Below are 21,333 nucleotides of genomic sequence, written 5' to 3' on the forward strand. Positions count from 1 at the left end.
GGGGAATGCGCTGGAAACTAGTGGGGATTCTACGCTTCGCCCAGCCTCCAGGGTCAGAACGCTTGCGATGCATCAATGCAACAGCCGGCGCTCCCCTCACGCGTTGCACCGGATTCCGCGATCGGAGGCCGAGGTGCTGTTGAAAAGCCGATCACACCAGCATGGTGGCGCCTGCCCAGGCGATCAACACAACGCCCAGCACACGGCCGACGTGCTCACCGCCGGGCAGGATTTTTTCCACGAAAACGACGAGCGACAGCGCGGCGATCCAGAGGAGATTCATGATGCCGCCAACGAACAGCAGTGTCATCAGCAGCCAGCAGCAGCCGACGCAGTAAAGGCCATGGCGCATCCCCAGCAGGAAACTGCCCGCGACGCCAGGGCGCCAATGCGCCGTCAGGAAATTCCCCGGTGAACGGCACTGCATGAGGCAAGCGTGCTTGAGAGGCGAGAACTGATAGCCCCCAGCCGCGGCAAGAACGATCGCAGACAGGGGCGCGCTCTTCGACCACAACATCATTCCCGAAATGAGGCCGGTCGGTTGCAGCATCTTCTGCAGCAATGCCGCACAGATCGAGAATACCAGCCATGCCGTCAGGTAGCCGGCCAGAAGAAGCATCGACGGGATGGCCGATTTGGCCTCGGCCGCGCCGTGATACCGCAATACGCGTCGATACAACAGGATGAGGGGCGCCGCGCTGGGCGTCATCATCGCGATCATCATCGTCCACCACATGAGGACCACGGTCAGCAGCGACGGATCCATGCCACCGCCGCCGTCTGCCAGTCGATGCGGGAATAGCGCGACAGCCGTCATCTCGAGGGCGGACATGCCGATTCCCCCGCCCGTCCACAGGTAGAACCATGACAACGCGAAGACAGCGGCTACGCCGAGCGCCGTAATGACGCGCTCTCGTCCGAGGATAGTTTCGATGCCGCTCATGCGGCGGCGCGATGCCGGATCAGTCCTTTGTTATTCATGTGCAGTCGCGCGAACTGCGCGTAAGTCCCCTTGAGATCCAGTGTGATGTTTCCATGCGAACGACTGGTGCCGGAGCCGATCTCGGCGAGTTCATATTCGAAGCCGTGCGGCAGGTCGATTCGGACACGATGCTCGTCGCCCGTCACCGGATTGCGGATCGGTTCGCCAACGACGTCGAATACGCCCTCGACATGAATCCAGCCGCGTCTGGCGTCGACATCGACGTCAAAGTCGATCTTCGTAAAAATCGGATCGAATGCCTGCTCGAGCGTCGCTGCGAATACCGAGAACACCGTGGCGAACGGCTCGGTGTCCTGCCCCGTCATGATTTTCAGCACGGCTTCGCGTTGGTCCGGGCTGGCCCGTTCGTCGACGATCGGCTGGCACTTGCCCTTGCCTTCGTGGATCGGCCCCGGCCACTGAAACACCACCGCAATGTTGACGCCATCGAGCCGCACGTCACCGTAGTAACCGCTGCTAATCGACATGGCGCCCATCGCTTCGCAAAAACCTTTGGTCGGGGGGGCATTGAATTGGCAAGGGCAACCATATGAGCAATTGCAGTTGATCAGTTCACTGCCTTGGATTTCCCAGGGAGTCATGGTTGTTCTCCTTGCGCTCCGCGACAAGCAGCATCGTTCGAATCTAGTTCACGTGAGGGGTAAAGTCAAAGTTGGGGCCGAATTCAGGCGCCGCGCTCCCGGCACTCAAAAGAACAGCGACGCGTCGCACGCGCCTCAGCCAATCATTGCAGACGAAAGCCAATCTTGCGCTCCAGTGACACATTGGCGCTGCGCGTGACATGCTACGATCATCACGATCCGACTTCCCCCCGACGCACAATGACGACTTTGTACGAAATGCTTGGCGTGTGCGAGGACGCCACAGACGAGCAAATCAAGCGCGGTTACCGGAGGGCCGCGATGAAAGCGCATCCCGACCGCAACGTCGGGTGCGAAGCGTCTGCGAATGCGCGGTTTCAGGAGATCAATGAGGCATACGCGATTCTCTCGGACCCGGCGCAGCGCCGCGTCTACGACGCCGTATACGCTGAGGAGATGCTTCGTCACGCGCGCCGCCGCGAAGAGGAGGAGCGCTTGCAGGCAGAGCGCGAAGCAGCATACACGCGGTTCGTGGCCTTGGCGATGCGCTTCGCCGAGCAAGGGCACAACCGCGACGTCGTGTTCGGCGTTCTGCTCGGCAGTGATTGCGAATTGCAGCTCGCCGGGCAAATTGCCGGCAGCGTAATCGAGCTGCATGCCTCGCGCCAGCCGGACGCATCTCGGGACGCGCAGCGTGATGACCCAATGCCGCAACGCGATGAGGGGGCGACACAGACGGCGTCGCCACAGGACGCCCAAGCGTCAGACAGGATGCCGCAATCGGCACCGGAGGGCGACGCCCGAAGGGGCGACGAACGCGCGCACGCGAACTTTTTCAGCGTTCTGTGGCAAAGCATGTTCGGGCTGCACCCGTGAATCTTGGGGACTAGCGGGTTTCGCGCACGCGGAAATCGAGCGCGACCGGCGCTATGCAGTGTTTAGCGATAGAGGACAGGTATCCTGCTGTGCGGTTAATGGGGTGAGTCTGAACTCGATACCTGAGATGGTTGTTAACCCGTCTGCAGAGGAGAGACGTGATGCGCGCAATTCGACCGGCATTGCTGCTAGCGGTCAGCCTTCTTACGGTGCCATTTGGAACTCATGTGTATGCCCAGGACTCATGGACGCGAACAGAATTGAAGCGCACGGATTTGACTGGAGCGCCCGGCATCGAAGTGATCAGCTCCATTATTGAAATCAAGCCTGGAGGTGAAGCTGCGCGGCATGTGCATCATGGTGTCGAATCGGGCTACGTTCTCCAGGGGGCGATGATTCAACGCCCTGGGAAGGAGCCTTCGATGCTGGAAACTGGAACTCCCATCTTGATTCTTCGGGACGTACCTCATGGCGGCTTCAAGGTTATCGGAGACAAGTCGCTCAAGCTCTTTCTCGTTCATGTCGTCGACAAAGACAAGCCTTTATACGAGTATGTGAAATAGAAGCGGGAATAAGGAGCGAATCATGCGAAAGCTGTTAGCGATCCTGGTAGTGGTCGTGCCCTTCCTGATGACTGGATGCCAGGCGCCCGCCCAGCGTAATGCCGCCCAACCCGTCGTCAAACAGATGAACGTGAATGGCGTGAGCCTGACATATCTCGAACAGGGCCAAGGAGTACCGGTCGTTTTTGTCCACGGGGCGATCTCGGATCACCGCGCCTGGAATTACCAGCGAGACGCCGTGGCCCGTGATTATCGGTTTGTCGCGCTCGACCAACGTTACTTCGGCACTGGCGTGTGGCCAACGGACGGCTCGAAGTTTTCGGTAGCCACCCATATCGATGACCTTGCAGCTTTTATTCGCGGGCTCAATGCAGGCCCTGTGCACGTCGTCGGCTGGTCATACAGCGGGGGTATCGTCCTTGGGCTAGCACTGCGAAATCCGAGCCTTGTCCGCAGCATATTCGTTTACGAGCCCGGCAGTTTGGCCGCGCTCGTAACAGAATCTGCCGATGTGGAAACCATGAAGGGGGAGAGCAAAGGCCTTGCTCCGGTAATGACAGCGTCCAAAGCCGGCGATGTCGCCGGCGCCGTGCGTCAAATGCTTGACTGGGTAGGCAACCAAAGTGGCGTCTTCGACACGCTTGCACCCCCAATCCGCTCAATGCTCATGGATAATGCCCGGACGCTCCCGCTGATGTTCGCTGCACCGCCACCCCCACCCATTAGCTGCGCTGCGCTCGGCGGGCTCAAAATGCCGGTAGCAATCGCCGTCGGGCAGTCAACACGGTCGTACTATAAGATCCTTTCCGAAACGGCGAACCGCTGCATCCCGGGTTCCCGTCTCGTCGTCATTCCAAATGCACGGCACCTCGCGCCGTTTGAAAACCCTTCTGCATTTAATGATGCAGTACTTGCCTTCCTGAAGCAGCATTGAGCGTCACGGCCCTGCCGATCATTCCGTCGGGCGGCTCGCAAGGGGCGCTGCGCGTGCTTGCAAGCTGGCTGTGAAAAGGGTCGATCCGAGACGGTCATCATTTGTCTCAGTGCGGCCAATATCCGACATTCCAGGGGGGCAAATCGCCTGTAAATTCGATTCCCCAGCGTCTATAAATAAAAGACTTGACGCGCAAGGGGGCAACCATGACCGACGAATATCGCGCCGCATTCGATCAGGCGTATTCGTTGGCCTTGGCTTTTCATGACTCCCGCGCGCTCCGAAGCCCCGCGGCGACAGCCAGCTTCGAAGCGTTGCGGGCGGCGTTGTATGTACCGACGCCGGATGAGGGGGTGACAGCCCCCGAAGTCATCACGCAACTGGCCGCAGCGGTAGATGCCGGCCTCATGGGGGCGGCAGGGCCTCGGTTCTTCGCAAAGGTCATGGGCGGCTCTCATCCCGTCGGCGTTGCGGTCGACTGGATGACAAGTATGTGGGGGCAGAACAGTGGGAGCTACCACGGGTCCCCCGCAGGCGCCGTCGCCGAGCAAGTCGCGTCATCATGGCTTCTGGATTTGCTGGGGCTCCCCTCGGACTGCTCGATAGGCTTCACGACGGGCGCGACGATGGCAAGTTTCGTTTGCCTCGCTGCGGCGAGAAGCAAGGTATTGCGCCTGGCGGGCTGGAATGCCGATGCAGATGGCTTGTTCGGCGCACCACCGGTCAACGTATGCATCGGCAACGATGCGCATGCAGCGATCTTTGCCGCGTTGCGTTATCTGGGCCTTGGCCACGATCGTGTCATCCGAATCCCGACGGATGATGCTGGCCGCATGTTGGTTCCCGCCCTGTCCGGTGCGTTGGCGTCGCGTGGTGGGCCACTCATCGTAATCGCACAAGCCGGTCAAATAAACACAGGTGCATTCGACCCGTTCAATGAAATTGCGGACGTCGTTCATCGCTATGGTGGATGGCTTCACGTCGACGGTGCGTTTGGCCTGTGGGCACGCGCATGCCCAGCGTTAGCCCAGTTGACCGCAGGCGTTGAGCAAGCGGACTCCTGGGCGACTGATGGCCACAAGTGGCTTCAGACCCCCTACGATTGTGGTTACGCGATCGTCCGGGACTCGGATGCCCATCGGCGCGCGATGGCTTACGAAGCGAGCTATCTTCCGGCAGCAGGCGGAGAATGCCGGGAGCCCTTTCACTACGTACCCGAACTTTCAAGACGCGCGCGTGGCTTCGCGACCTGGGCACTTATCCGCGCGTTCGGAAGGCGTGGCATTGCGGCAATGATCGAACGGCACTGTCTTCTCGCCAGACGCATGGCGATGCGCCTGACATCCGAAGCCGGTGTGGAGGTTCTCAATCAGGTCGAGCTGAATCAGTTTGTCGTACAGTTCGGCGCGGGGGAGCCACCTGAGCGCCGTGATCATTTGACGAGGGCCACCATCGAAAACATCCAGGCTGCCGGGACTTGCTACGTTGCCGAGGCTACCTGGCACGATCGTCTTGTGATGCGCTTCTCTGTCATTTCCTGGGCAACGACCGAAGAGGATATCGATCGATCCGCCGATTCGATCATTGCGTCCTGGCGTCAAGTCAATGCCGGCGCTTGATGGGTTGTGCGGCACATCGTGGACCTGCCTTTTGCTGCATACTTAAGGCTACGTTGAAATAGCGGGTGGAATTGAGGCGTTCAGCGAAGCTTTAAGTGAATCACACTGCCGAAGCATCGACATGGTTGCGGACCTTGCACACTCGTGGTTGACCTGCAGCGCGCCCGTGGCCGCTGCACAGGCCGCCGACCGCCCGCTCGTGGCGCTGGAATCGACCATCATCGCTCACGGCATGCCCTACCCGGAGAACGTTCGCACTGCGCGCGAAGTGCAGGCCTTGATCCGCGACCAGGGCGCCGAGCCGGCGATCATTGCGCTGATCGGTGGGCGAATCCATATCGGCCTTTCGGATGACGAGTTGGAACTGCTCGGCCGCTCGGACCAGGTACACAAGGTCAGCCGCCGCGACCTGCCGGCCGTGCTGGCCGGCGGCGGGCTCGGCGCCACGACAGTGGCCGGCACGATGATATGTGCCGCGCTGGCCGGCATTGAGGTCTTCGTTACCGGCGGCATTGGCGGCGTGCACCGCGGTGCGCAGCAGACCTTTGACATCTCGGCCGACCTGCAGGAACTGGCGAAGACCTCCGTGGCGGTGGTCTGTGCCGGTGCGAAGTCCATCCTCGACATCGGGCTCACACTGGAATACCTGGAAACGCATGGTGTGCCGGTGCTCAGTTGCGAACAAGACAATTTCGCTGCGTTCTACACGCGCGACAGCGGCTTTCGCGCGGATTTCAGGCTGGACGACGCGGCGGAGCAGGCTCGCTTCATCCGCACCAAGTGGGACTTGGGCCTTGCGGGAGGCGTGGTGTTGAGCACTCCGGTGCCGGAAGCGGCGGCGATGGCGTCGGAGGAGATCGATGCGCTAACTCAGCAGGCACTCGCCGAGGCCACGGCGCAAGGAATCACCGGCAAGGCCGTGACCCCGTTCCTGCTCGCTCGCATCAAGGCGCTGACGAGTGGACGCAGCCTGGCGACAAACATCGCACTTGTGAAACACAACGCCGAGGTGGGGGCAAGGCTGGCACTGGCGCTGGCACACGTGGGGCGCGGGGCGGGCGCAGCATAGCCGCCGCAACGTCCGCTTCCGACAAGACTTCGCGTCACTGGCTGTCCGCTTCCGGCCGAAATTCGGTCGGTCAGCCATCCCCTCGGATCCGAACAAGACAGAACGTGCAGGACACGCTTGATCTGCGTTTGGATGGATTTCAGCCCAGCCGTGCCGCCTCTATCTCGGCGATGTTGATCTTTTTCATTGTCATCATCGCGTCGAATGCGCGCTTGGCCGCCGCGCGATCGGGGTCGGATATTGCTGCGATAAGGGCGCGCGGGGTGATCTGCCACGACAATCCCCACCGGTCCTTGCACCAGCCGCATGCGCTTTCCTGGCCGCCATTGCCGACGATCGCATTCCACAATCGGTCGGTTTCTTCCTGGTCGTCCGTCGCGATTTGAAAGGAAAAGGCCTCGGTGTGCTTGAAATGCGGGCCGCCGTTCAGCCCGAGGCAGGGAATGCCGGCGACCGTGAACTCGACCGTCAGGACATCGCCCTGCTTGCCGTCCGGATAGTCGCCCGGGGCGCGGAAGACGGCGCCGACGGCGCTGTCGGGGAATGTTTCAGCATAGAAGGTTGCGGCGTCGAGGGCGTCGCCGTCGTACCACAGACAGATCGTGTTCTTGCTGTTCATTGTGTGTCTCCTGAAGCGTTGAGCACCGGCTACCCATTAGGGTGGTGCACGGCCGCCGCGCGCCTGTCATTGTAAATCCACTCGTTTGCGCTTGCCCGCCATCCCCAGGTTGGCCAGGCGCGCGAAGCATCGATTCACGTAGCAAATGGCAGGAGTCATCATGGAAACCCCGATCTCCAGTGGAAATCCTTTGCAGGATCTTTCCGTCAACCTGGCCGCCATTGCCGAGCGCGTCGGCCAGAGTGTCGTCGCGGTGCACGGGCGACACCGCTTTCCCTCCAGTGGAGTAATCTGGATACCCGGCGTGGTGGTCACGGCGGCGCATACGCTCAGGCGCGAAGACGGCATTGAAGTGACTTTGGCCGATGGCCGTACTGTGGCGGCCGTCCTGGCGGGACGGGACCTTGGCACCGACCTGGCCGTACTGAGGGTCGGCGGCGTGGAGCTGAACCCGGTCGAGACCGGTGACGCGAGCGCCCTCAGAGCAGGCCATCTGGTGCTCGCGGTGGCGCGAGTGGACCGGCTCGGCACCAGCGCGGATTTCGGCGTTGTCGGCACTGCCAGCGGTCCATGGCGTACCTGGCGGGGCGGCCAGTTCGATGCCTTCGTGCGGCTGGACGGCGACCTGCGTCCGGGTTTCTCCGGTGCGGCCCTCGTGGATATGAAGGGGCGGGTCATGGGCCTGTGCACGTCGGCGCTCGCGCCTGGCGCCGGGATCCTGATTCCGGCAACGACCGTAGGGCGAGTGAGCGAGGAACTGCTGAGAATGGGACGTGTGTCGCACGGCTACCTTGGCGTGGGCACACAACCGGTGAAGCTGTCGGAGTCGTCGATGATGAAACTGAATCTGGCGTCCGAGCGCGGGCTGCTGGTGGTTTCGGTTGCAGCGGGCGGACCCGCGGAGCAAGCCGGGGTGCTGATCGGTGATGTGCTGATCGAACTGGATGGCAAGCCGTGCCGAGACATGGACGACGTGCATGCCGCGCTTGGCGGCGACCGTATCGGACAATTGTTGAAGATCGGGCTGATCCGGGGCGGCGAGCTGAGCGAGTGCTCGGTCACGGTGGGCGAACGCCCGCATCGGAATTCGTGCCGGTGAGATTCTTTACGGCCCATGTCGGGTGCCGAGATGACACAGATGAGCCCGCTCAGGGTCGCCGTCGTCGCCGCGTCGCCACAAGCGCGCGCAAGCCTGCAGGCGCTTGTCGAGGCAACGCCGGCGCTCGAATTCGCAGGCAGCGCGGTCGACACTGCGGTGATCGCCGACCGCTTTGCCGGCGAATTGCCGGATGTGGTCCTGGTCGAACTGGAGCCGCAGGCAGCAGACATTCCGGCGCCGGGGGTGGACCGGGATCCCGCAACGCCGGCGCTCGTCCTGCTCACAGATGAGGCGGACAGCACCTGGATACATGTGGCGTTGGCAGGCGGAGCCACGGCACTGCTGCCGCGCGGCGCGACGCCCGACGAAATCATCGCAGCGATAGACGCTGTGGCCGCGGGCCTTTGCGTGCTGACGCCGGAGATCCTCGCCAGACTGCTGCCGGAGCGCAAGGCGCCTCGCCAGACGGCATCCGCGGCGCTTATCGAAATGCTCACCCCGCGCGAGATTGACGTGCTCAGAATGCTCGCCGAAGGGCTTGGCAACAAGGAGATCGCGCGTCATCTCGACATATCGGATAACACGGTGAAGTTCCACCTCTCCTCCATTTTTGGCAAGCTCGGCGCAAGCAGCCGCACCGAGGCCGTCATGCAGGGCATGCGACACGGCCTCATCATGGTGTAGTCGGAGACCAGGCCGATGTTGGCCAGGCGCGGGTCGGAACAAAAAGGTATCGACTGCATATCCCGCCGGGCCGCGTTCTCTCGAATGTCTGATGGTCTGTGACCCTGCGATTGAGATATTCGACGAAAAGCACTGTACAAAAACACAGTTGTTTGTGCTACATTCCGGACCACCTACCCCACGTCCGGAGTCCGACCATGTTGCCAGCTATCCGCGCCGTCAAGTTCATCATCGTGCCGTACCGCAAGGGTAACGGCGGCACGTTACAACCCGCCGAAATGCGCCAGGCCAGCAATGAAGCCAGCGCCATCCGCATTGCCGAGTCCATGGCGCCGGGCTTTGCCGGCATCGCGGCCTATGAAGTGGTGGTAGACAACGAGACGGGGGCCATGGATTCGCCGCGCGTCCTCATGCAACAAGGCGCTGTCCCCGCGCTCGACGATTGAGGAGGACCCAAGCTTCACGTGATCTGAATAGACGATGCAGCATGCAACGGCGTTCGTCGATGATATGCGACGCATGCGCGAAAGCGCGATGACACAATCTCCCGATGTTTCCGCAAATCAGCAGGAGAGAAGGCATGCTTCGCACGCTGTCCATGATCGGCGCGGCCCTGACCTTGTTCGGAGCCGCTTGTGGCTGGGCCTTCGGGGCCGAAGGAGCGGCCACCGTTCACGCACGACCGCAAGAGACTGCCGCAGCACCCTATCTGGCCCCGCACCGGCGACGCATCTATTTAATGCGTCATGGCAACGTCGCTTATTTCGATGCCGCGGGACGACCCGCACAGAACGAGGACGTGGTCGTTCTGAGCACTGGAGGCCGAGCCGAAGCCGATGCAGCGGGCCGCTATTTCCGTTCGCTCGGCATCAGGAAATTCGACAAAGTGATCACTAGCGGCCTGCCGCGTACCGTGGAAACCGCCGAACGGGTTATGGCAGCGATCGGGCAGCCCGGCGCCCCGGAACCGTGGCTAGGCTTTCGGGAAATCAGCCCCTGGAGCGCTGCGCAGGTGCCGCGCGCACAGTTGAAGGCAATGGTCGAGGTGCTTACGCAGGCGCACGTGCCTCCCACGGCCCCCTTACGGGGCGGTGAGCCTGTTGCGGAACTGCAAGCGCGAGTGTACCCGGCGCTGGAGAAATTGCGTGCCGATCCGTCATGGGATACTGCACTATTGGTCCTGCATGGCGGCGTCAACAGCGCGATCCTGTCACAGGCACTGACGGGTGGCTCGGATTACCTGGGGCACATCGAGCAGGGACCGGGATGTATCAACATACTCGACATGGGGGACAGCCCCCAGGACTGGATTGTGCGGGCAATCAATCTCTGCCCGGATGGCAACGATTACCGCGCGCGCGCCAGTGGGCTGGAGAAGTACGCCGAGTATATGACCGGCGTCAAGCGGTGAATGCCGTGGCGGCACGAAAATTGCGGCAGACACATCCGTTCACGCCATGACGTTGGCGCGTTGCTGAACGGGATCGTCCCATTGCAGGAAAACACGTTGAGATCGGTTCACTTGCCGATCGTCTCGTCGAGGAACTCGATCAAGTCGCTCGCTGCAATTTTCCTCTGCTGAGGGTTTGGCCCCACCGACGCCCCCTTTGTGACACAGGTCTTGCGCAGCTCCGCGAACATCTCGGGGTCATTCATGGCGGCGAACCGTTTGCCGGCGTAGCTCGGTTTCCCGTCTTCCTCCACCCAAATTTTGACGCCTGTCCAGTCGTCCTTTGCGCCAAGGGCCATGAAACGCGCGCTGGCCGGCTTCCCCACCGCGAGTCGCAAAGCGAAGGCGCGTACGACTTCGCCGATGACGAAGACGAAAACGGCTTGGAGGGGGCCGACATTTGCGCCAACACAAGCCTGAGCATTTGTGATGTGAGACAACATTTGTCTCATGCCCGCGCAACAATGACGTTGTCCCGGAGACCCACCGGCCGACGATTCAAACGTTCAATCCACGCACGGGGTGCTTACATGTCGAGCATGAACACGCAACGTCTCGCTACCCGCCCAAATCAGTCGTCGCTCGACTTGCCGCCGAAAATCAAGTTGTGGCTTCTTCGACTGCTCGTTCCCCTCGCCGGGCACAAGAGTTTTGTTCAGCACCACGGTTTCAGCGACGACCGGCTCGCTGACGTGTTGGGTTTTGGAGAGTGGATCGACGCCGAGCAAAGTCCGTTCGACGCAAGTGCCGTACGCAAGAAGCTGAGCAAGCTTTATCGCGCCGCCGAAAATCGACGCGACGACGCCGACATTTCGCCGTGCCTCGGCGCAAATATCGCGCGGCTCGCACGCCTCACGGGACTCTCCGCCACGGATTGCAAGATTCTCGAGTTCGTCGTGATGCTGAAGAACGAGCGCCTGCTCGACGATACGGCGGACTTTCTCGGTTCACTGTCGTCCAGCAAACTGTTCCATGTCCTGTCGGTCCTGCTCGATGAGCCGGAGCCGCTGATTCGCGCGTCGCTTGGCTCGCTGGGCGTACTGGCCCATTCCGGGCTTGTCAGCATCGACCGTAGCAGGACCGCGTTGTTGAACGGCAAGTTGCAACTGCTCTCCGATAGCTTCGCCGATCACATTGCCTCCTCGGAGACCGACCCCATTGCATTGTTGCGCGATACGGTGGCCTTGTCCTCGCCGGGGAAACTGACGCTCAGTGACTATCGGCACGTCGACGAATCCCTTTCGGTGCTGCTGCCGTATCTTCGCCGCGCGCTTTCGTCCCGGCGCAAGGGGGTCAACATCTTTGTCCATGGGGAACCGGGCACGGGGAAAAGCGAACTCGCCAAGGCACTCGCTGCGCATGTGGACTGCGAGCTCTTCGAAGTGGCGAGTGAAAACGACGACGGCGATCCGATCAACGGAGAGCGGCGAATGCGTGCCTTTCGAGCCGCCCAGAGCTTCCTCAGGCAACGTAGTGCGATGATCGTTTTCGACGAGGTGGAAGACGTATTCAACGACGGAGATCGCTTTTTTGGCCGCAAAAGCATTGCCCAGACCCGCAAGGCATGGATGAACCGGGTACTCGAAGCGAACCCGGTGCCGACATTCTGGCTGTGCAATTCGGTTGAATGCCTCGACGCTGCCTTCATTCGTCGGTTCGACATGGTGATCGAATTGCCCGTGCCGCCTCGCAGCCAACGCGCGAAAATCATCGAGAACGCATGCAACGGTCTGCTCGACGCGCCGGCTGTCGATCTCATGGCCGCATCCGAAAATCTTGCGCCTGCGATTGTGACCCGGGCAGCAGCGGTGGTGCATTCCATTCGCGAAGAACTGGGCCCGGAGGAAGCCGCTGCGGCAATGCAGCGCCTGATCGACAGTACGCTTCAGGCACAGGGTCACCCACCTACGGCGCAGGGGAGTCCTGATGCATTGCCGCAAACCTACGATCCCGCATTCGTTCATGCGGATGTCGATCTGGGCAATCTGGCGAGCAGTATGTTGCGTGCGCGTTCCGGGCGGCTCTGCCTTTACGGCCCGCCCGGAACGGGCAAGACGGCATTCGGCCGTTGGCTGGCGCGCCAACTCGGCGTGCCTTTGCATGTACGGCGGGCGTCGGACTTGATGTCGATGTGGGTGGGTGGCAGCGAAAAGAATATCGCGCATGCATTTCGGCAGGCGCAGCGAGAAGGGGCGCTTCTGCTCATCGACGAAGTGGATAGCTTCTTGCAGGATCGTCGGGGCGCCGTGCGCAGTTGGGAAGTCACGCAGGTCAATGAGATGCTGACGCAGATGGAGGCGTTCTGCGGCGTGTTCGTAGCATCGACCAACCTGATGGACGGGCTCGATCAAGCTGCGTTGCGGCGTTTCGACCTGAAGGTCAAATTCGACTACCTGCTGCCCCGCCAGGCGTGGGACCTGCTTTGCCGGTACTGCGACGTGCTGGGGCTGCCGGCCCCTGGCGCGGCGCTCAGCACCCGCCTTGGCCGCTTGCGGACACTGACGCCGGGGGATTTCGCGGTGATCGCGCGTCAGCGTCCGTTACGCGGCCTTGCCTGCCCCGCCGATTTCATTTCGGCGCTCGAAGCGGAATGTGCGTTGAAGGAGGGGCCGCGAAGCGGTCTCGGCTTTCTCTGAGCGCGGGTGGCCCACGCGGAAGCCTGCCATCAACGCCGTCCGGCCTGCGGAGCGCGGCGCACGCGATGTGCGCCGTCCGGCTTCGCCGCAGTGTCAGCGTATTGGGCGTATAGCGCTCGCGCCTCCTCGACAAACTCTTGACGCAACGCCTCCGGCGCCACGACCTCGACGTTGGCGCCGAACGATCGGACCCACCAACGCAGTCGCTTGCTGGCCATCACGGTGCCGTTCACTTCCAACACGTCGCCATGCCGCTTCACTTGCTGGTCTTCGGACATGGGCGACTCAATCAGGTGATCGCCGGCCATGCCGCGAAATCGCAGTGACAGCCAGATCATTCCCTCGGGGAAAAAGTCAAAGTTGCGTTGGCGCTTGATGTACGACTCGATCGAAAACGTTTCCGGATAGGCGAACGGGTCAAGCACCGTCGCGGTTACCATCCGGTCGAGCCGGTACATCACGGGATTGGCCCGATCCTTTGTTGCGGCGACCAAATAGCCGACGCCGCCGACCTCCACCAATCCCAGCGGTTGGACCACCCTGATTGCCTCGTTGCCGGCTTTCGAGGGATCGTCAGTGCGATAACGGTAATGAATTTCGACTTCATGTTCCATGAGCAGCGCTTGCGACACCGCTGCAAACGCGTCACGCACAATCTGCGGATGACGCAGCGTGAAATTGCCGGGCTCTACGGCCACTTTCCACAGCCACTTTGAATAATGGCGCGGCGCGCTGGCAGGGATACGCGCCAGCACCTCGCCTGCTACGTCGAAGAGCGCCTTCAGGTCACCGGCGAGCAGCGCCGGCATCTGGTTGTAGGCAAAGCGCTCGAGCAACTGAAGCGCGAGTGCCTCGTCGGGCCGCATGATCGCCCGCGCGTTGGCAGCCAAGCCACTCGCACCGGGCTTTTTTTTCCAGTAGAAAGTCCGGCCAGGCCCTACCTCGAAGGACACAAGACCTTGATCGTGCAGCGCGAGCAACGCCCGGTGCATTGCCCGGCGATACGTAAACGGCAGCCCCTTTGCAGCGGCTCTTTCCAGTAGTTGTGCGATCGTCCGCCCTTCTACGTCCGGACCCTCCACGGGCAACAGCGACAGAATTTCGGAATCGTAGTTCGACATTTTCGGGTAGTGACAGTCACGCTCGCGTAACAGTGTTATGTGCGCTGCGGCTTTTCAGGCAGCATGAGAGCGACTGCCAGACAGCCGCGGCCAATGCCACCCTAGGCGGCCTTCGCACACCTGCCGGTCATGTCGAGCACGAAAAAATGGCTCGTCAACGGGTCCGTTGCATCACCGACGACAAGCTCGACGGGGTCCAGTTGCCTGCCACCATAGACCTGACAAATACTGTCGAGCAACTTTTGCGTGGGTTCGAGCCACGCCTTTTTGTTTCGATCCGATCCTGGGCCAAACTCGCGGTCCATCCGGCGCTGCTCTTCGATGAAAGCGGCATCCACATCGCCCGCAAGCTTTCCGGATGCCGGATGTCCCGTGCGGTCCTGAACGATCAAGACGAAAAAGTCGCAGGCGTCGCAATCCGCCACGATGAGCTCGGCGACTCCCCTTCCACCCTCGGCAACTCGGGCACGAAGCGCGTCGAATTCGTCCACCTTGCTCGCGACGGGATAAGCCATGTCAAAGGTGTACTGATACTTGAACTCGATTCGAACGCGATCACTCGATTCCCTGTCCGCAAGCACCAGATCCACCCGTTCGACCTCAGCATAGGCGACCAACCCTTGTGCGCCGTGTTGCTTATTGATCTCCTTGAGAAGGGCATCCCGATAACGGGCTTCATTTTTGACGTTCTTGTGATGGACGTGAATATCTTCAATGCTCTGTTGGTATCCCTCGCTCATCAGAAGCTGCCGAATCAAGTTTGCGTAATTTTTTTTCATCCCCGATCTCTGTTGATAATGAGTCTGATTCCTGGACGCGGCACCCCGGCCATCGATGGTAACCCGAACCGATTGATTGCAATAACCATCTCATGGGACTCTCGAATGCCTGCCCATTGTAGTCAGCATCGTTGGACAGGAATTGTCTAACTGCGCAGCGAAAATACGCGTGTCGTGTGGCAAATGCGACACTGTTCAAAACGCTATGCCGACTCAACCGCGAATGAAATGACCCTTATCATGGACCAGCAATCCCGACTGGAAATTGCAGCTGAATGGCTGCGAAACGCCGACGGCATTTTGATAACGGCTGGCGCAGGCATGGGCATCGATTCCGGACTGCCGGACTTCCGTGGAGAACATGGCTTCTGGCGCGCGTATCCTGCGTTACAGGTCGAAGGTATCGGCTTTCAGGATATCGCCAACGGTGAGACGTTCCTCAATCATCCGGTACGCGCATGGGGATTCTATGGGCACAGGCTCAATCTCTACCGCCAGACCGTTCCACACGAGGGGTATGAAATCCTTCGGCGTTGGGCATCCATGAAAGAACGCGGCGCCTTCGTGTTCACCAGCAACGTGGACGGACATTTTCAGAAGGCGGGCTTTGTCGAGAACCGCGTCCTCGAATGCCACGGTTCAATTCACTTCCTGCAATGCTCCCGAGCCTGTTCGCACGATGTATGGTCGGCAAACGAATTATGTCCACAGGTGGACGACGGGCAATGCCTGTTGACGTCGCCGCTTCCGCGTTGCCCGAAGTGCGGCAGCGTGGCGAGACCCAATATCCTGATGTTCGATGACTCGAACTGGATCGAAACTCGGGTGAAGCGTCAGCGGATGAGGATCGAAGCGTGGCAGTTGAGCGTGGAACGAGGAGTCGTCGTTGAAGTCGGTGCGGGCCGGGCAATTCCAACCGTTCGGAACATGAGCGAGAGAAACGGGCCACGCGTCATTCGCATCAACCCGGATGAATATGCCATTGATCCAACGAAGGGTATCGGCTTGCAAGGGCCGGCACTGGGCGTCCTCGACGCGTTGGATGTCATGATCAAGAAACTTGGCGGATAACGTCTGTATGTCTCGTCTCAGTCGGCTGCGGCCGACAGTGATGCCGCACTATTTGATCGTATCCGCGGCAGCCTTGCACACGGAAGCGTCCTGTTCGCCTGAGCCACCGCTACAGCCGATAGCCCCGACAACCTTTCCTCCTTCCACGAGCGGAAATCCTCCCGGCGCCGCGACCAGTCCCTCGTCTAGCGTGCTCACGGCTGTATGCCCGGACTCGAACTGATTGTAGAAGACCCTAGTTTCGCGGCGAAATCGTGCAGACGTGCGCGCTTTGTTCTGCGAAATCGCAATCGACGCATACTGTGAGTCGTCCATTCGTTCGAACGCGATGAGTTCGCCATGCGTGTCAACAACAGCAATGGTCATTTTCCAGTCGTGCTTCTTCGCTTCGGCTTCTGCAATTGCGAGCAGCCTCTTCGCGGTGTCCAAACCAATTGCAGTGCCGTAGGGAATGTCGTACGGTACCTTGTCGTGCGTTCGACCCGCGGACGGTTGTGAGGCTGGGGTTTGCGCCGTCGCAGCGGTCGCCACGACAAGACAGGCTGCGCATGCCATCTGGACAAGATTTTGCATCGCACCATCTCCTGTTGAAAAACGTAGCGCCGTGTCGGGGATCCATTGATCCACTACAGCAAGACACGTGGCTATATCCCGTAGCCTACTTCGCTCGCCTTGCCCTTGTCTTTCCGGCGGATGTATTGAGAGCGATCGCGGCACGGATGAGCGCCTTGAACGCGCCTGCCTCGATCTCCTCGCCCTCATGGATGTCAATCGCGCGCCTTACATTCCCGTCGAGGCTCGAGTTGAAGAGCTTGGCCGGGTCCTCCAACGAAGCCCCCTTGGCGAAGGTCAACTTCACTATCAACTTGTAGGACTCGCCGGTGCAGATGATCCCGTCGTGCGACCATACAGGAGTGCCCATCCACTTCCACTCCTCCACCACGTCCGGGTCTACCTCTTTGATGAGCTCGCGCATCCTGCGCAAGGTCTCCCCACGCCAGTCCCCAAGCTCGGCGATTCTTTTGTCAATCAGCTCAGATGCCGGCTGGCCCGCGATCGAATCCGACTTTTTCATGTTTTTCTCCTAGCTCTTCGCGTTCGCCGCGCTGTGGGGCTCGATACCGAATCGCTTCGCATACTCGGTGTTCAAGCGCGGCCAACCGAATCTCATCGCTTCGCCAGCAACGATGCGCCCGAGAGGTTCGCCGGCGAGGAATCGATCGAGGAGGTTCGGCGCGTCGGCGCGTGTTACCCGCGTTTCCGAAATGTGCGCCGTCGGAGTACCGACCGTCGAAAGCTTGACGGGGCCGACAGACGCGAGGCTTCGGTCCGCATCCTGTCGAACCTCGGCGCCCGTGGCGGGGCCCGGCATGTATTCGTCGCGATTGCTCATCGTTTCTTACCCTTTTGGCGTGGTTCAGGATTCATCTGATCCAGGTGGCGTTCGAGTGCATCAATGTGGACCGACCAGAATCGGCGGAACGGCGCGAGCCATACCTGTCGGAGTATATTCCCGTCAAGACATATTCATGGCGTCCCACGAGAAAGCGCGCCTCACCGCCACCGCGCTAGCGTTTGTGCTAACTTGGAAACGTCAAGCGTTCGATTTGGAGGGACACCAAATGTCAGTGATCGCGCCGGATGAAAAGGCGGATTTCGTTGCCATCTTGCACCGCCACCAGCTTGCCGAGGCCGACTTCCTGCTTCAAGAAACCAACACCACCGATGTCGTGGACGAGGTCTACCCTATCCAGGGCCATGTCACCATCGTTCGTATGTCGACACTCAAGGAAAGGGGATACCGAATCGGACATGGCACCGCCTGGACCGTCGAATTTGAGAAGGACCTGACGCAGGGTGCGTTTGGGTGAACTGACTCGACCCAATTACTAAATAACTTGCTTTAGTAATTCGACGAACTATACTCAAGTACATGCTTGACCAATCCATATCACTCGATCTGACCTTTCAGGCGCTCGCCGACGCAACCCGGCGCGCGATGCTGATGCAATTGACCCGTGGACCGGCTTCGGTCACCGACTTGGCGAGGCCGTTGGCGATGTCTCTCCAGGCGGTGATGCAGCACTTGGCCGTTCTTGAATCCTCGGGCCTTGTACATTCGGAGAAGGTCGGCCGCACGCGCACCTGCCGCATTGAGCCGCGGGCGCTGAGCATCGCGGAACAGTGGATCAATCAGCGCCGTAACGAATGGGAAGGCAATCTCGATCGTCTCGGCGAATACCTGGCAACCATGGAACGAGAAGGAGCCTGTCATGACGACACCGAATGACAATCCGCAAGACACACCGTCGCAACCGATGGTGGTGTCCCGCGTATTCCCGGCCGATCGCGATCTGGTGTTCAGAGCATGGACCGCCGCAGAGCACCTGCAGCACTGGTTTCGTCCTGCGGGCTACAGCGTGCCGGAGGCCGAAGTCGAGTTTCGCGTTGGCGGTGCGTTCAACGTCTGCATGCGCTCGGCCGACGGCAAACGCTACTGGTCACGCGGCACGTTTGTTGAAATCGTGCCGGACGCGCGGCTGGTGATCGAAACGGACGTGAGCGATGCGGACGGCACGTCTCTGTTCCGCGCCCACACGATCGCGACTTTCACTGACGAGGGCGAAGGCACGCGGTTGGAGGTGACACAAAGCTATACGCTGTCCGACCCGGGGAATGCGTGGATGACCAAGGGCGCATTCCACGGCTGGCAACAGACATTGGACCGGCTCGCGCAAGAAGTCGCGCGCATGGACGCGGAAGAACCTGCCGGCCGGTTTGTCACGCACGCGACCTTCACGATCGAGCGCACTTATGAGGCGCCGCAGTGGCTGGTCTTCAGGGCGTTCACCGAACCGAAAGCGAAGGCAAAGTGGTTCGCCGGCGGCGACAACTATACGGTCGTCTCGCGCACGATGGATGTGCGCCCGGGCGGTCGCGAGCACCTTCAAGGACGTTGGGCAAACGGCCTGGTGTCGACCTTCGACGCAGTTTATCTCGACGTCTTGCCGGACGAGCGAATCGTCTACGCCTATGAGATGCAATTGAACGAGCGCAAGATTTCGGCATCGCTGGCGACGGTCGAAATCACCCCCGTCGGCAACCGCACCCGTTTGGTCGTGACCGAGCAAGGCGCCTTTCTTGATGGCTACGACGACGCCGGCTCGCGTGAACTCGGCACCGGCTTCCTGCTCGACCAGTTGGGCGAATCGCTCAAGCAATAGGCGGCGCGTCGGACACCAGCCGAAAGCCCAAGTGCGACATGCCGGTATAGGGGTCGGACCCGCGTCTCGCGCTTGGGCGGTAGCTCAGGCAGTAAGTCTCGTTGCACAGAAACGACCCGCCGCGAATGACGCGCTTCGGCGCGTCGGTGGGCACACCTGGCTCGTCCGGGTCAAAGCTTTCCGACGGCCCCCTGGGGTCAACGGGCACGCCGGAACCCAAGCGCCCGAATGCATCCGACCGGTACCAGTCCGCAACCCATTGCCATGCGTTGCCCGTCATGTCGGATAAACCATAGGCGTTCGCCGGGAACGTGCCGACGGGACTCGTTCCGATAGCGCCGCCCGCCTTGGGGCTGACGACGGGGAAAGGTTGCTGCTGCCGGCCCTCCCAAACGTTCGCCATCTGCTTGCCATCCGGGGCGAAATCGTCGCCCCATGCGTACGTCGCTTGCGTCAGGCCGCCGCGCGCGGCGAACTCCCATTCGGCCTCGGTCGGCAAGCGCTTGTTTGCCCACTTTGCGTACGCCAGGACATCGTCGTACGCCACCTGCACGACGGGATGGTCGTCGAGCCCTTCACTTGACGTGCCAGGACCGTGAGGCCGGCGCCAGTTCGCGCCGGGCACAAAGCGCCACCATTGCGAATAATCCTGCAGGTTGACGGGTCGCTGGGTGCCGACAAAGACAAGCGCGCCAGGGACCAGATCGGCATCTGCCGGCCGTGGCGTGCCGGGCGGCAGTTGCACGCGCAGCGTCTCCCATTCGGGTTTGCGCTCGGCGACAGTCACGTAGCCGGTTGCCTCCACAAAGCGGCGGAATTCTGCATTCGTGACATGGTGCCGATCCATCCAGAATCCATGCACACGTACCGGATGGGCCGGTTGCTCGTTGGGTTGGGCAAGCTTGCTCTCGCTGCCCATCATGAACTCGCCGCCCGGTATCCACATCATGTTGATCGGGCCGCGCTTGCCATCCCCTGCGATGGCCACAACCGGCGCCTTCGCGTCACGAGCGGCCCGCATACGCGAAAGGGCAACACCCAAGCCGGCGCCGCCGGCGACGACCGCCGTCGAAGCGGCGACCCATAGAAATCGACGCCGAGGCATGAGAACTTGGCGTGGCTCGCGAGAACGGGTTTTGGCGGACATGATGACGGTCAGGACAAGGATGACGGAACAGCGATGTGGGTCGGCGCAGCCAACCCGCCGCACAGGAACTCGATCAGCACCTCAACCTGGCTCCACAGGTACTGTTGTCGCTGATGGTGATCGGGAAGGATTGAAGGCAAGGCGGTGCTTGCCAGTTCGGCAAGGCTATGCACCATCGCGTGAGAGCAAAAAATTAGCCTGGGTCTGAGGATCTCTTTCGGGATCGCGGGCAACGCGCTGTGAAGGACTTCAATCAGTCGTGCCCCACCCTCCCCGAACGATTCGGCGAAAATCCTTCTGGTTTCCGGGGCGCGGTCGGAGTTGAGGCGCGCCATGAACCGGACGTAGCGCGCCCCCGCCTCGCCCTGCTCGATGACTTTTCTTGCGAGCGGCAAGGTGAGCAACTCCACGACGCCGCGAGCCGTGACTTCAGGCATGGACAGGAGCGCGTCGTACATCACAAGGCGCTCCGACATCAACGGCGCCATGTGGCGCTCCAGCAGCGCGTTCAGCACGTTTTCCAGCGTGCCGAAGTGATAGTGGAGGATACCTGCACTGACGCCGGCCGCAGCATTGATGCTGCGGGCCGATACGCCATCGACGCCGTGCTTGGCAATCAATTCTTCAGCGGCCAGCAGAATGCGTTCCCTTGCCTCGCCTTTGACTATGGATGATTTCATCAACGTTGAATTCGATCTCTGAGGCGCCACAGCCTGTTAGCGGCGCCATGGGTCACTGCGCGCCTGCTGACTGCAAGCGCCGCGACGTATTGTAACGAGGGTCCAGACAAGCCCCCACTTGACGGCGCTCCAAGATACTGGCTAAATTCCATTAGATCATTTGATTCAAACGAATGAT

General features: G+C 60.9%; 25 protein-coding genes. 14 read left to right on the forward strand and 11 right to left on the reverse strand.

The genetic code is table 11. The annotated features are described in order from the left end of the window. Window positions 1-151: 151 nt before the first annotated feature. Both PTE30175_RS20285 and PTE30175_RS20290 read right to left on the reverse strand, forming a co-directional pair. The gene (locus tag PTE30175_RS20285) at window positions 152-943 is read right to left on the reverse strand and encodes a DUF2182 domain-containing protein (RefSeq protein ID WP_150698880.1); all 792 of its coding nucleotides are present in this window, start codon (window positions 941-943) and stop codon (window positions 152-154) included. After that, window positions 940-1,584, reverse strand: coding sequence for a DUF1326 domain-containing protein (locus PTE30175_RS20290; RefSeq protein ID WP_150698881.1), 645 nt, complete (start codon window positions 1,582-1,584; stop codon window positions 940-942). The genes PTE30175_RS20285 and PTE30175_RS20290 overlap by 4 nt, the downstream gene beginning before the upstream one ends. A gap of 240 nt (window positions 1,585-1,824) precedes the next feature. On the opposite strand from PTE30175_RS20290, the gene PTE30175_RS20295 reads away from it, so the two are divergent. The 5 genes from PTE30175_RS20295 to PTE30175_RS20315 all read left to right on the forward strand — a co-directional run bounded on the left by PTE30175_RS20295 (window position 1,825) and on the right by PTE30175_RS20315 (window position 6,645). Then, the gene (locus PTE30175_RS20295) at window positions 1,825-2,460 is read left to right on the forward strand and encodes a J domain-containing protein (protein ID WP_150698882.1); all 636 of its coding nucleotides are present in this window, start codon (window positions 1,825-1,827) and stop codon (window positions 2,458-2,460) included. Window positions 2,461-2,621: 161 nt separating this feature from the next. Further along, entirely contained in the window at window positions 2,622-3,023 is a 402-nt protein-coding gene (locus PTE30175_RS20300; RefSeq protein WP_150698883.1) for a cupin domain-containing protein, read from the forward strand. A gap of 22 nt (window positions 3,024-3,045) precedes the next feature. Then, the gene (locus PTE30175_RS20305; RefSeq protein ID WP_150698884.1) at window positions 3,046-3,957 is read left to right on the forward strand and encodes an alpha/beta fold hydrolase; all 912 of its coding nucleotides are present in this window, start codon (window positions 3,046-3,048) and stop codon (window positions 3,955-3,957) included. Window positions 3,958-4,163: 206 nt separating this feature from the next. Then, window positions 4,164-5,576 (forward strand): pyridoxal phosphate-dependent decarboxylase family protein, encoded by a 1,413-nt coding sequence (locus PTE30175_RS20310; RefSeq protein ID WP_150698885.1) that lies wholly within the window; start codon window positions 4,164-4,166, stop codon window positions 5,574-5,576. Window positions 5,577-5,697: 121 nt separating this feature from the next. Continuing rightward, window positions 5,698-6,645, forward strand: coding sequence for a pseudouridine-5'-phosphate glycosidase (locus PTE30175_RS20315; RefSeq protein ID WP_150698886.1), 948 nt, complete (start codon window positions 5,698-5,700; stop codon window positions 6,643-6,645). 139 nt (window positions 6,646-6,784) lie between these two features. Here PTE30175_RS20315 and PTE30175_RS20320 read toward each other — a convergent pair whose 3' ends face one another. Beyond that, window positions 6,785-7,264 carry a VOC family protein gene (locus tag PTE30175_RS20320; protein ID WP_150698887.1) on the reverse strand — a complete coding sequence of 160 codons (480 nt, stop codon included), beginning with the start codon at window positions 7,262-7,264 and terminating at the stop codon, window positions 6,785-6,787. Window positions 7,265-7,424: 160 nt separating this feature from the next. Between PTE30175_RS20320 and PTE30175_RS20325 the strand changes: the two genes are divergently transcribed. The 4 genes from PTE30175_RS20325 to PTE30175_RS20340 all read left to right on the forward strand — a co-directional run bounded on the left by PTE30175_RS20325 (window position 7,425) and on the right by PTE30175_RS20340 (window position 10,458). After that, the gene (locus PTE30175_RS20325) at window positions 7,425-8,363 is read left to right on the forward strand and encodes a S1C family serine protease (protein WP_150698888.1); all 939 of its coding nucleotides are present in this window, start codon (window positions 7,425-7,427) and stop codon (window positions 8,361-8,363) included. 15 nt (window positions 8,364-8,378) lie between these two features. Next, on the forward strand, window positions 8,379-9,047 hold the full coding sequence (locus tag PTE30175_RS20330; RefSeq protein WP_224788891.1) for a response regulator transcription factor: 669 nt from the start codon (window positions 8,379-8,381) through the stop codon (window positions 9,045-9,047). Between the two features lie 197 nt (window positions 9,048-9,244). Next, window positions 9,245-9,493 carry a hypothetical protein gene (locus tag PTE30175_RS20335; RefSeq protein WP_150698889.1) on the forward strand — a complete coding sequence of 83 codons (249 nt, stop codon included), beginning with the start codon at window positions 9,245-9,247 and terminating at the stop codon, window positions 9,491-9,493. A 134-nt stretch (window positions 9,494-9,627) separates the two neighbouring features. Then, window positions 9,628-10,458 (forward strand): histidine phosphatase family protein, encoded by an 831-nt coding sequence (locus PTE30175_RS20340; protein ID WP_224788892.1) that lies wholly within the window; start codon window positions 9,628-9,630, stop codon window positions 10,456-10,458. 107 nt (window positions 10,459-10,565) lie between these two features. Here PTE30175_RS20340 and PTE30175_RS20345 read toward each other — a convergent pair whose 3' ends face one another. Continuing rightward, on the reverse strand, window positions 10,566-10,940 hold the full coding sequence (locus PTE30175_RS20345) for a hypothetical protein (RefSeq protein ID WP_150698890.1): 375 nt from the start codon (window positions 10,938-10,940) through the stop codon (window positions 10,566-10,568). A gap of 87 nt (window positions 10,941-11,027) precedes the next feature. Here PTE30175_RS20345 and PTE30175_RS20350 point away from each other — a divergent pair, with 87 nt between their 5' ends. Beyond that, entirely contained in the window at window positions 11,028-13,133 is a 2,106-nt protein-coding gene (locus tag PTE30175_RS20350) for an AAA family ATPase (RefSeq protein WP_224788893.1), read from the forward strand. A gap of 29 nt (window positions 13,134-13,162) precedes the next feature. On the opposite strand, the gene PTE30175_RS20355 is transcribed toward PTE30175_RS20350, so the two are convergent. Both PTE30175_RS20355 and PTE30175_RS20360 read right to left on the reverse strand, forming a co-directional pair. Then, window positions 13,163-14,254: a helix-turn-helix transcriptional regulator gene (locus PTE30175_RS20355; RefSeq protein ID WP_150698891.1), complete on the reverse strand. Its 1,092-nt coding sequence runs from the start codon at window positions 14,252-14,254 to the stop codon at window positions 13,163-13,165. A 101-nt stretch (window positions 14,255-14,355) separates the two neighbouring features. Next, a complete protein-coding gene (locus PTE30175_RS20360; protein WP_150698892.1) occupies window positions 14,356-15,033 on the reverse strand; it encodes a hypothetical protein in 678 nt (225 codons plus the stop codon). 240 nt (window positions 15,034-15,273) lie between these two features. On the opposite strand from PTE30175_RS20360, the gene PTE30175_RS20365 reads away from it, so the two are divergent. After that, complete coding sequence (locus PTE30175_RS20365) at window positions 15,274-16,104, forward strand: SIR2 family NAD-dependent protein deacylase (RefSeq protein WP_150698893.1); 831 nt, start codon at window positions 15,274-15,276, stop codon at window positions 16,102-16,104. Between the two features lie 48 nt (window positions 16,105-16,152). On the opposite strand, the gene PTE30175_RS20370 is transcribed toward PTE30175_RS20365, so the two are convergent. The 3 genes from PTE30175_RS20370 to PTE30175_RS20380 all read right to left on the reverse strand — a co-directional run bounded on the left by PTE30175_RS20370 (window position 16,153) and on the right by PTE30175_RS20380 (window position 17,497). Further along, entirely contained in the window at window positions 16,153-16,677 is a 525-nt protein-coding gene (locus PTE30175_RS20370) for a GlcG/HbpS family heme-binding protein (protein WP_150698894.1), read from the reverse strand. Between the two features lie 85 nt (window positions 16,678-16,762). Further along, the gene (locus PTE30175_RS20375; protein WP_150698895.1) at window positions 16,763-17,179 is read right to left on the reverse strand and encodes a DUF1801 domain-containing protein; all 417 of its coding nucleotides are present in this window, start codon (window positions 17,177-17,179) and stop codon (window positions 16,763-16,765) included. A gap of 9 nt (window positions 17,180-17,188) precedes the next feature. After that, on the reverse strand, window positions 17,189-17,497 hold the full coding sequence (locus PTE30175_RS20380) for a hypothetical protein (RefSeq protein WP_150698896.1): 309 nt from the start codon (window positions 17,495-17,497) through the stop codon (window positions 17,189-17,191). Between the two features lie 229 nt (window positions 17,498-17,726). Here PTE30175_RS20380 and PTE30175_RS20390 point away from each other — a divergent pair, with 229 nt between their 5' ends. The 3 genes from PTE30175_RS20390 to PTE30175_RS20400 all read left to right on the forward strand — a co-directional run bounded on the left by PTE30175_RS20390 (window position 17,727) and on the right by PTE30175_RS20400 (window position 19,328). Next, entirely contained in the window at window positions 17,727-17,975 is a 249-nt protein-coding gene (locus PTE30175_RS20390) for a hypothetical protein (protein WP_150698897.1), read from the forward strand. A gap of 62 nt (window positions 17,976-18,037) precedes the next feature. Further along, window positions 18,038-18,394, forward strand: coding sequence for an ArsR/SmtB family transcription factor (locus PTE30175_RS20395; RefSeq protein ID WP_150698898.1), 357 nt, complete (start codon window positions 18,038-18,040; stop codon window positions 18,392-18,394). Next, window positions 18,378-19,328: an SRPBCC family protein gene (locus tag PTE30175_RS20400; RefSeq protein WP_150698899.1), complete on the forward strand. Its 951-nt coding sequence runs from the start codon at window positions 18,378-18,380 to the stop codon at window positions 19,326-19,328. Before PTE30175_RS20395 ends, PTE30175_RS20400 begins: the two co-directional genes overlap by 17 nt. Here PTE30175_RS20400 and PTE30175_RS20405 read toward each other — a convergent pair. Together PTE30175_RS20405 and PTE30175_RS20410 are read right to left on the reverse strand one after the other, a co-directional pair. Beyond that, window positions 19,318-20,433, reverse strand: a complete 1,116-nt coding sequence (locus tag PTE30175_RS20405) for a formylglycine-generating enzyme family protein (protein ID WP_150698900.1) — start codon at window positions 20,431-20,433, stop codon at window positions 19,318-19,320. The genes PTE30175_RS20400 and PTE30175_RS20405 overlap by 11 nt on opposite strands. Window positions 20,434-20,483: 50 nt before the next feature. Beyond that, window positions 20,484-21,155 carry a TetR/AcrR family transcriptional regulator gene (locus PTE30175_RS20410; RefSeq protein WP_224788895.1) on the reverse strand — a complete coding sequence of 224 codons (672 nt, stop codon included), beginning with the start codon at window positions 21,153-21,155 and terminating at the stop codon, window positions 20,484-20,486. Window positions 21,156-21,333 lie beyond the last annotated feature (178 nt).

This window comes from Pandoraea terrae (assembly GCF_902459695.1).
Classification (GTDB): Bacteria; Pseudomonadota; Gammaproteobacteria; order Burkholderiales; family Burkholderiaceae; genus Pandoraea; species Pandoraea terrae.

Coding starts and splice junctions, on each gene's coding strand:
- PTE30175_RS20285 (WP_150698880.1), bottom strand. CDS start 943: ATGAGCGGCATCGAAACTATCCTCGGACGAGAGCGCGTCATTACGGCG.
- PTE30175_RS20290 (WP_150698881.1), bottom strand. CDS start 1,584: ATGACTCCCTGGGAAATCCAAGGCAGTGAACTGATCAACTGCAATTGC.
- PTE30175_RS20295 (WP_150698882.1), top strand. CDS start 1,825: ATGACGACTTTGTACGAAATGCTTGGCGTGTGCGAGGACGCCACAGAC.
- PTE30175_RS20300 (WP_150698883.1), top strand. CDS start 2,622: ATGCGCGCAATTCGACCGGCATTGCTGCTAGCGGTCAGCCTTCTTACG.
- PTE30175_RS20305 (WP_150698884.1), top strand. CDS start 3,046: ATGCGAAAGCTGTTAGCGATCCTGGTAGTGGTCGTGCCCTTCCTGATG.
- PTE30175_RS20310 (WP_150698885.1), top strand. CDS start 4,164: ATGACCGACGAATATCGCGCCGCATTCGATCAGGCGTATTCGTTGGCC.
- PTE30175_RS20315 (WP_150698886.1), top strand. CDS start 5,698: ATGGTTGCGGACCTTGCACACTCGTGGTTGACCTGCAGCGCGCCCGTG.
- PTE30175_RS20320 (WP_150698887.1), bottom strand. CDS start 7,264: ATGAACAGCAAGAACACGATCTGTCTGTGGTACGACGGCGACGCCCTC.
- PTE30175_RS20325 (WP_150698888.1), top strand. CDS start 7,425: ATGGAAACCCCGATCTCCAGTGGAAATCCTTTGCAGGATCTTTCCGTC.
- PTE30175_RS20330 (WP_224788891.1), top strand. CDS start 8,379: ATGTCGGGTGCCGAGATGACACAGATGAGCCCGCTCAGGGTCGCCGTC.
- PTE30175_RS20335 (WP_150698889.1), top strand. CDS start 9,245: ATGTTGCCAGCTATCCGCGCCGTCAAGTTCATCATCGTGCCGTACCGC.
- PTE30175_RS20340 (WP_224788892.1), top strand. CDS start 9,628: ATGCTTCGCACGCTGTCCATGATCGGCGCGGCCCTGACCTTGTTCGGA.
- PTE30175_RS20345 (WP_150698890.1), bottom strand. CDS start 10,940: ATGTTGTCTCACATCACAAATGCTCAGGCTTGTGTTGGCGCAAATGTC.
- PTE30175_RS20350 (WP_224788893.1), top strand. CDS start 11,028: ATGTCGAGCATGAACACGCAACGTCTCGCTACCCGCCCAAATCAGTCG.
- PTE30175_RS20355 (WP_150698891.1), bottom strand. CDS start 14,254: ATGTCGAACTACGATTCCGAAATTCTGTCGCTGTTGCCCGTGGAGGGT.
- PTE30175_RS20360 (WP_150698892.1), bottom strand. CDS start 15,033: ATGAAAAAAAATTACGCAAACTTGATTCGGCAGCTTCTGATGAGCGAG.
- PTE30175_RS20365 (WP_150698893.1), top strand. CDS start 15,274: ATGGACCAGCAATCCCGACTGGAAATTGCAGCTGAATGGCTGCGAAAC.
- PTE30175_RS20370 (WP_150698894.1), bottom strand. CDS start 16,677: ATGCAAAATCTTGTCCAGATGGCATGCGCAGCCTGTCTTGTCGTGGCG.
- PTE30175_RS20375 (WP_150698895.1), bottom strand. CDS start 17,179: ATGAAAAAGTCGGATTCGATCGCGGGCCAGCCGGCATCTGAGCTGATT.
- PTE30175_RS20380 (WP_150698896.1), bottom strand. CDS start 17,497: ATGAGCAATCGCGACGAATACATGCCGGGCCCCGCCACGGGCGCCGAG.
- PTE30175_RS20390 (WP_150698897.1), top strand. CDS start 17,727: ATGTCAGTGATCGCGCCGGATGAAAAGGCGGATTTCGTTGCCATCTTG.
- PTE30175_RS20395 (WP_150698898.1), top strand. CDS start 18,038: ATGCTTGACCAATCCATATCACTCGATCTGACCTTTCAGGCGCTCGCC.
- PTE30175_RS20400 (WP_150698899.1), top strand. CDS start 18,378: ATGACGACACCGAATGACAATCCGCAAGACACACCGTCGCAACCGATG.
- PTE30175_RS20405 (WP_150698900.1), bottom strand. CDS start 20,433: ATGCCTCGGCGTCGATTTCTATGGGTCGCCGCTTCGACGGCGGTCGTC.
- PTE30175_RS20410 (WP_224788895.1), bottom strand. CDS start 21,155: ATGAAATCATCCATAGTCAAAGGCGAGGCAAGGGAACGCATTCTGCTG.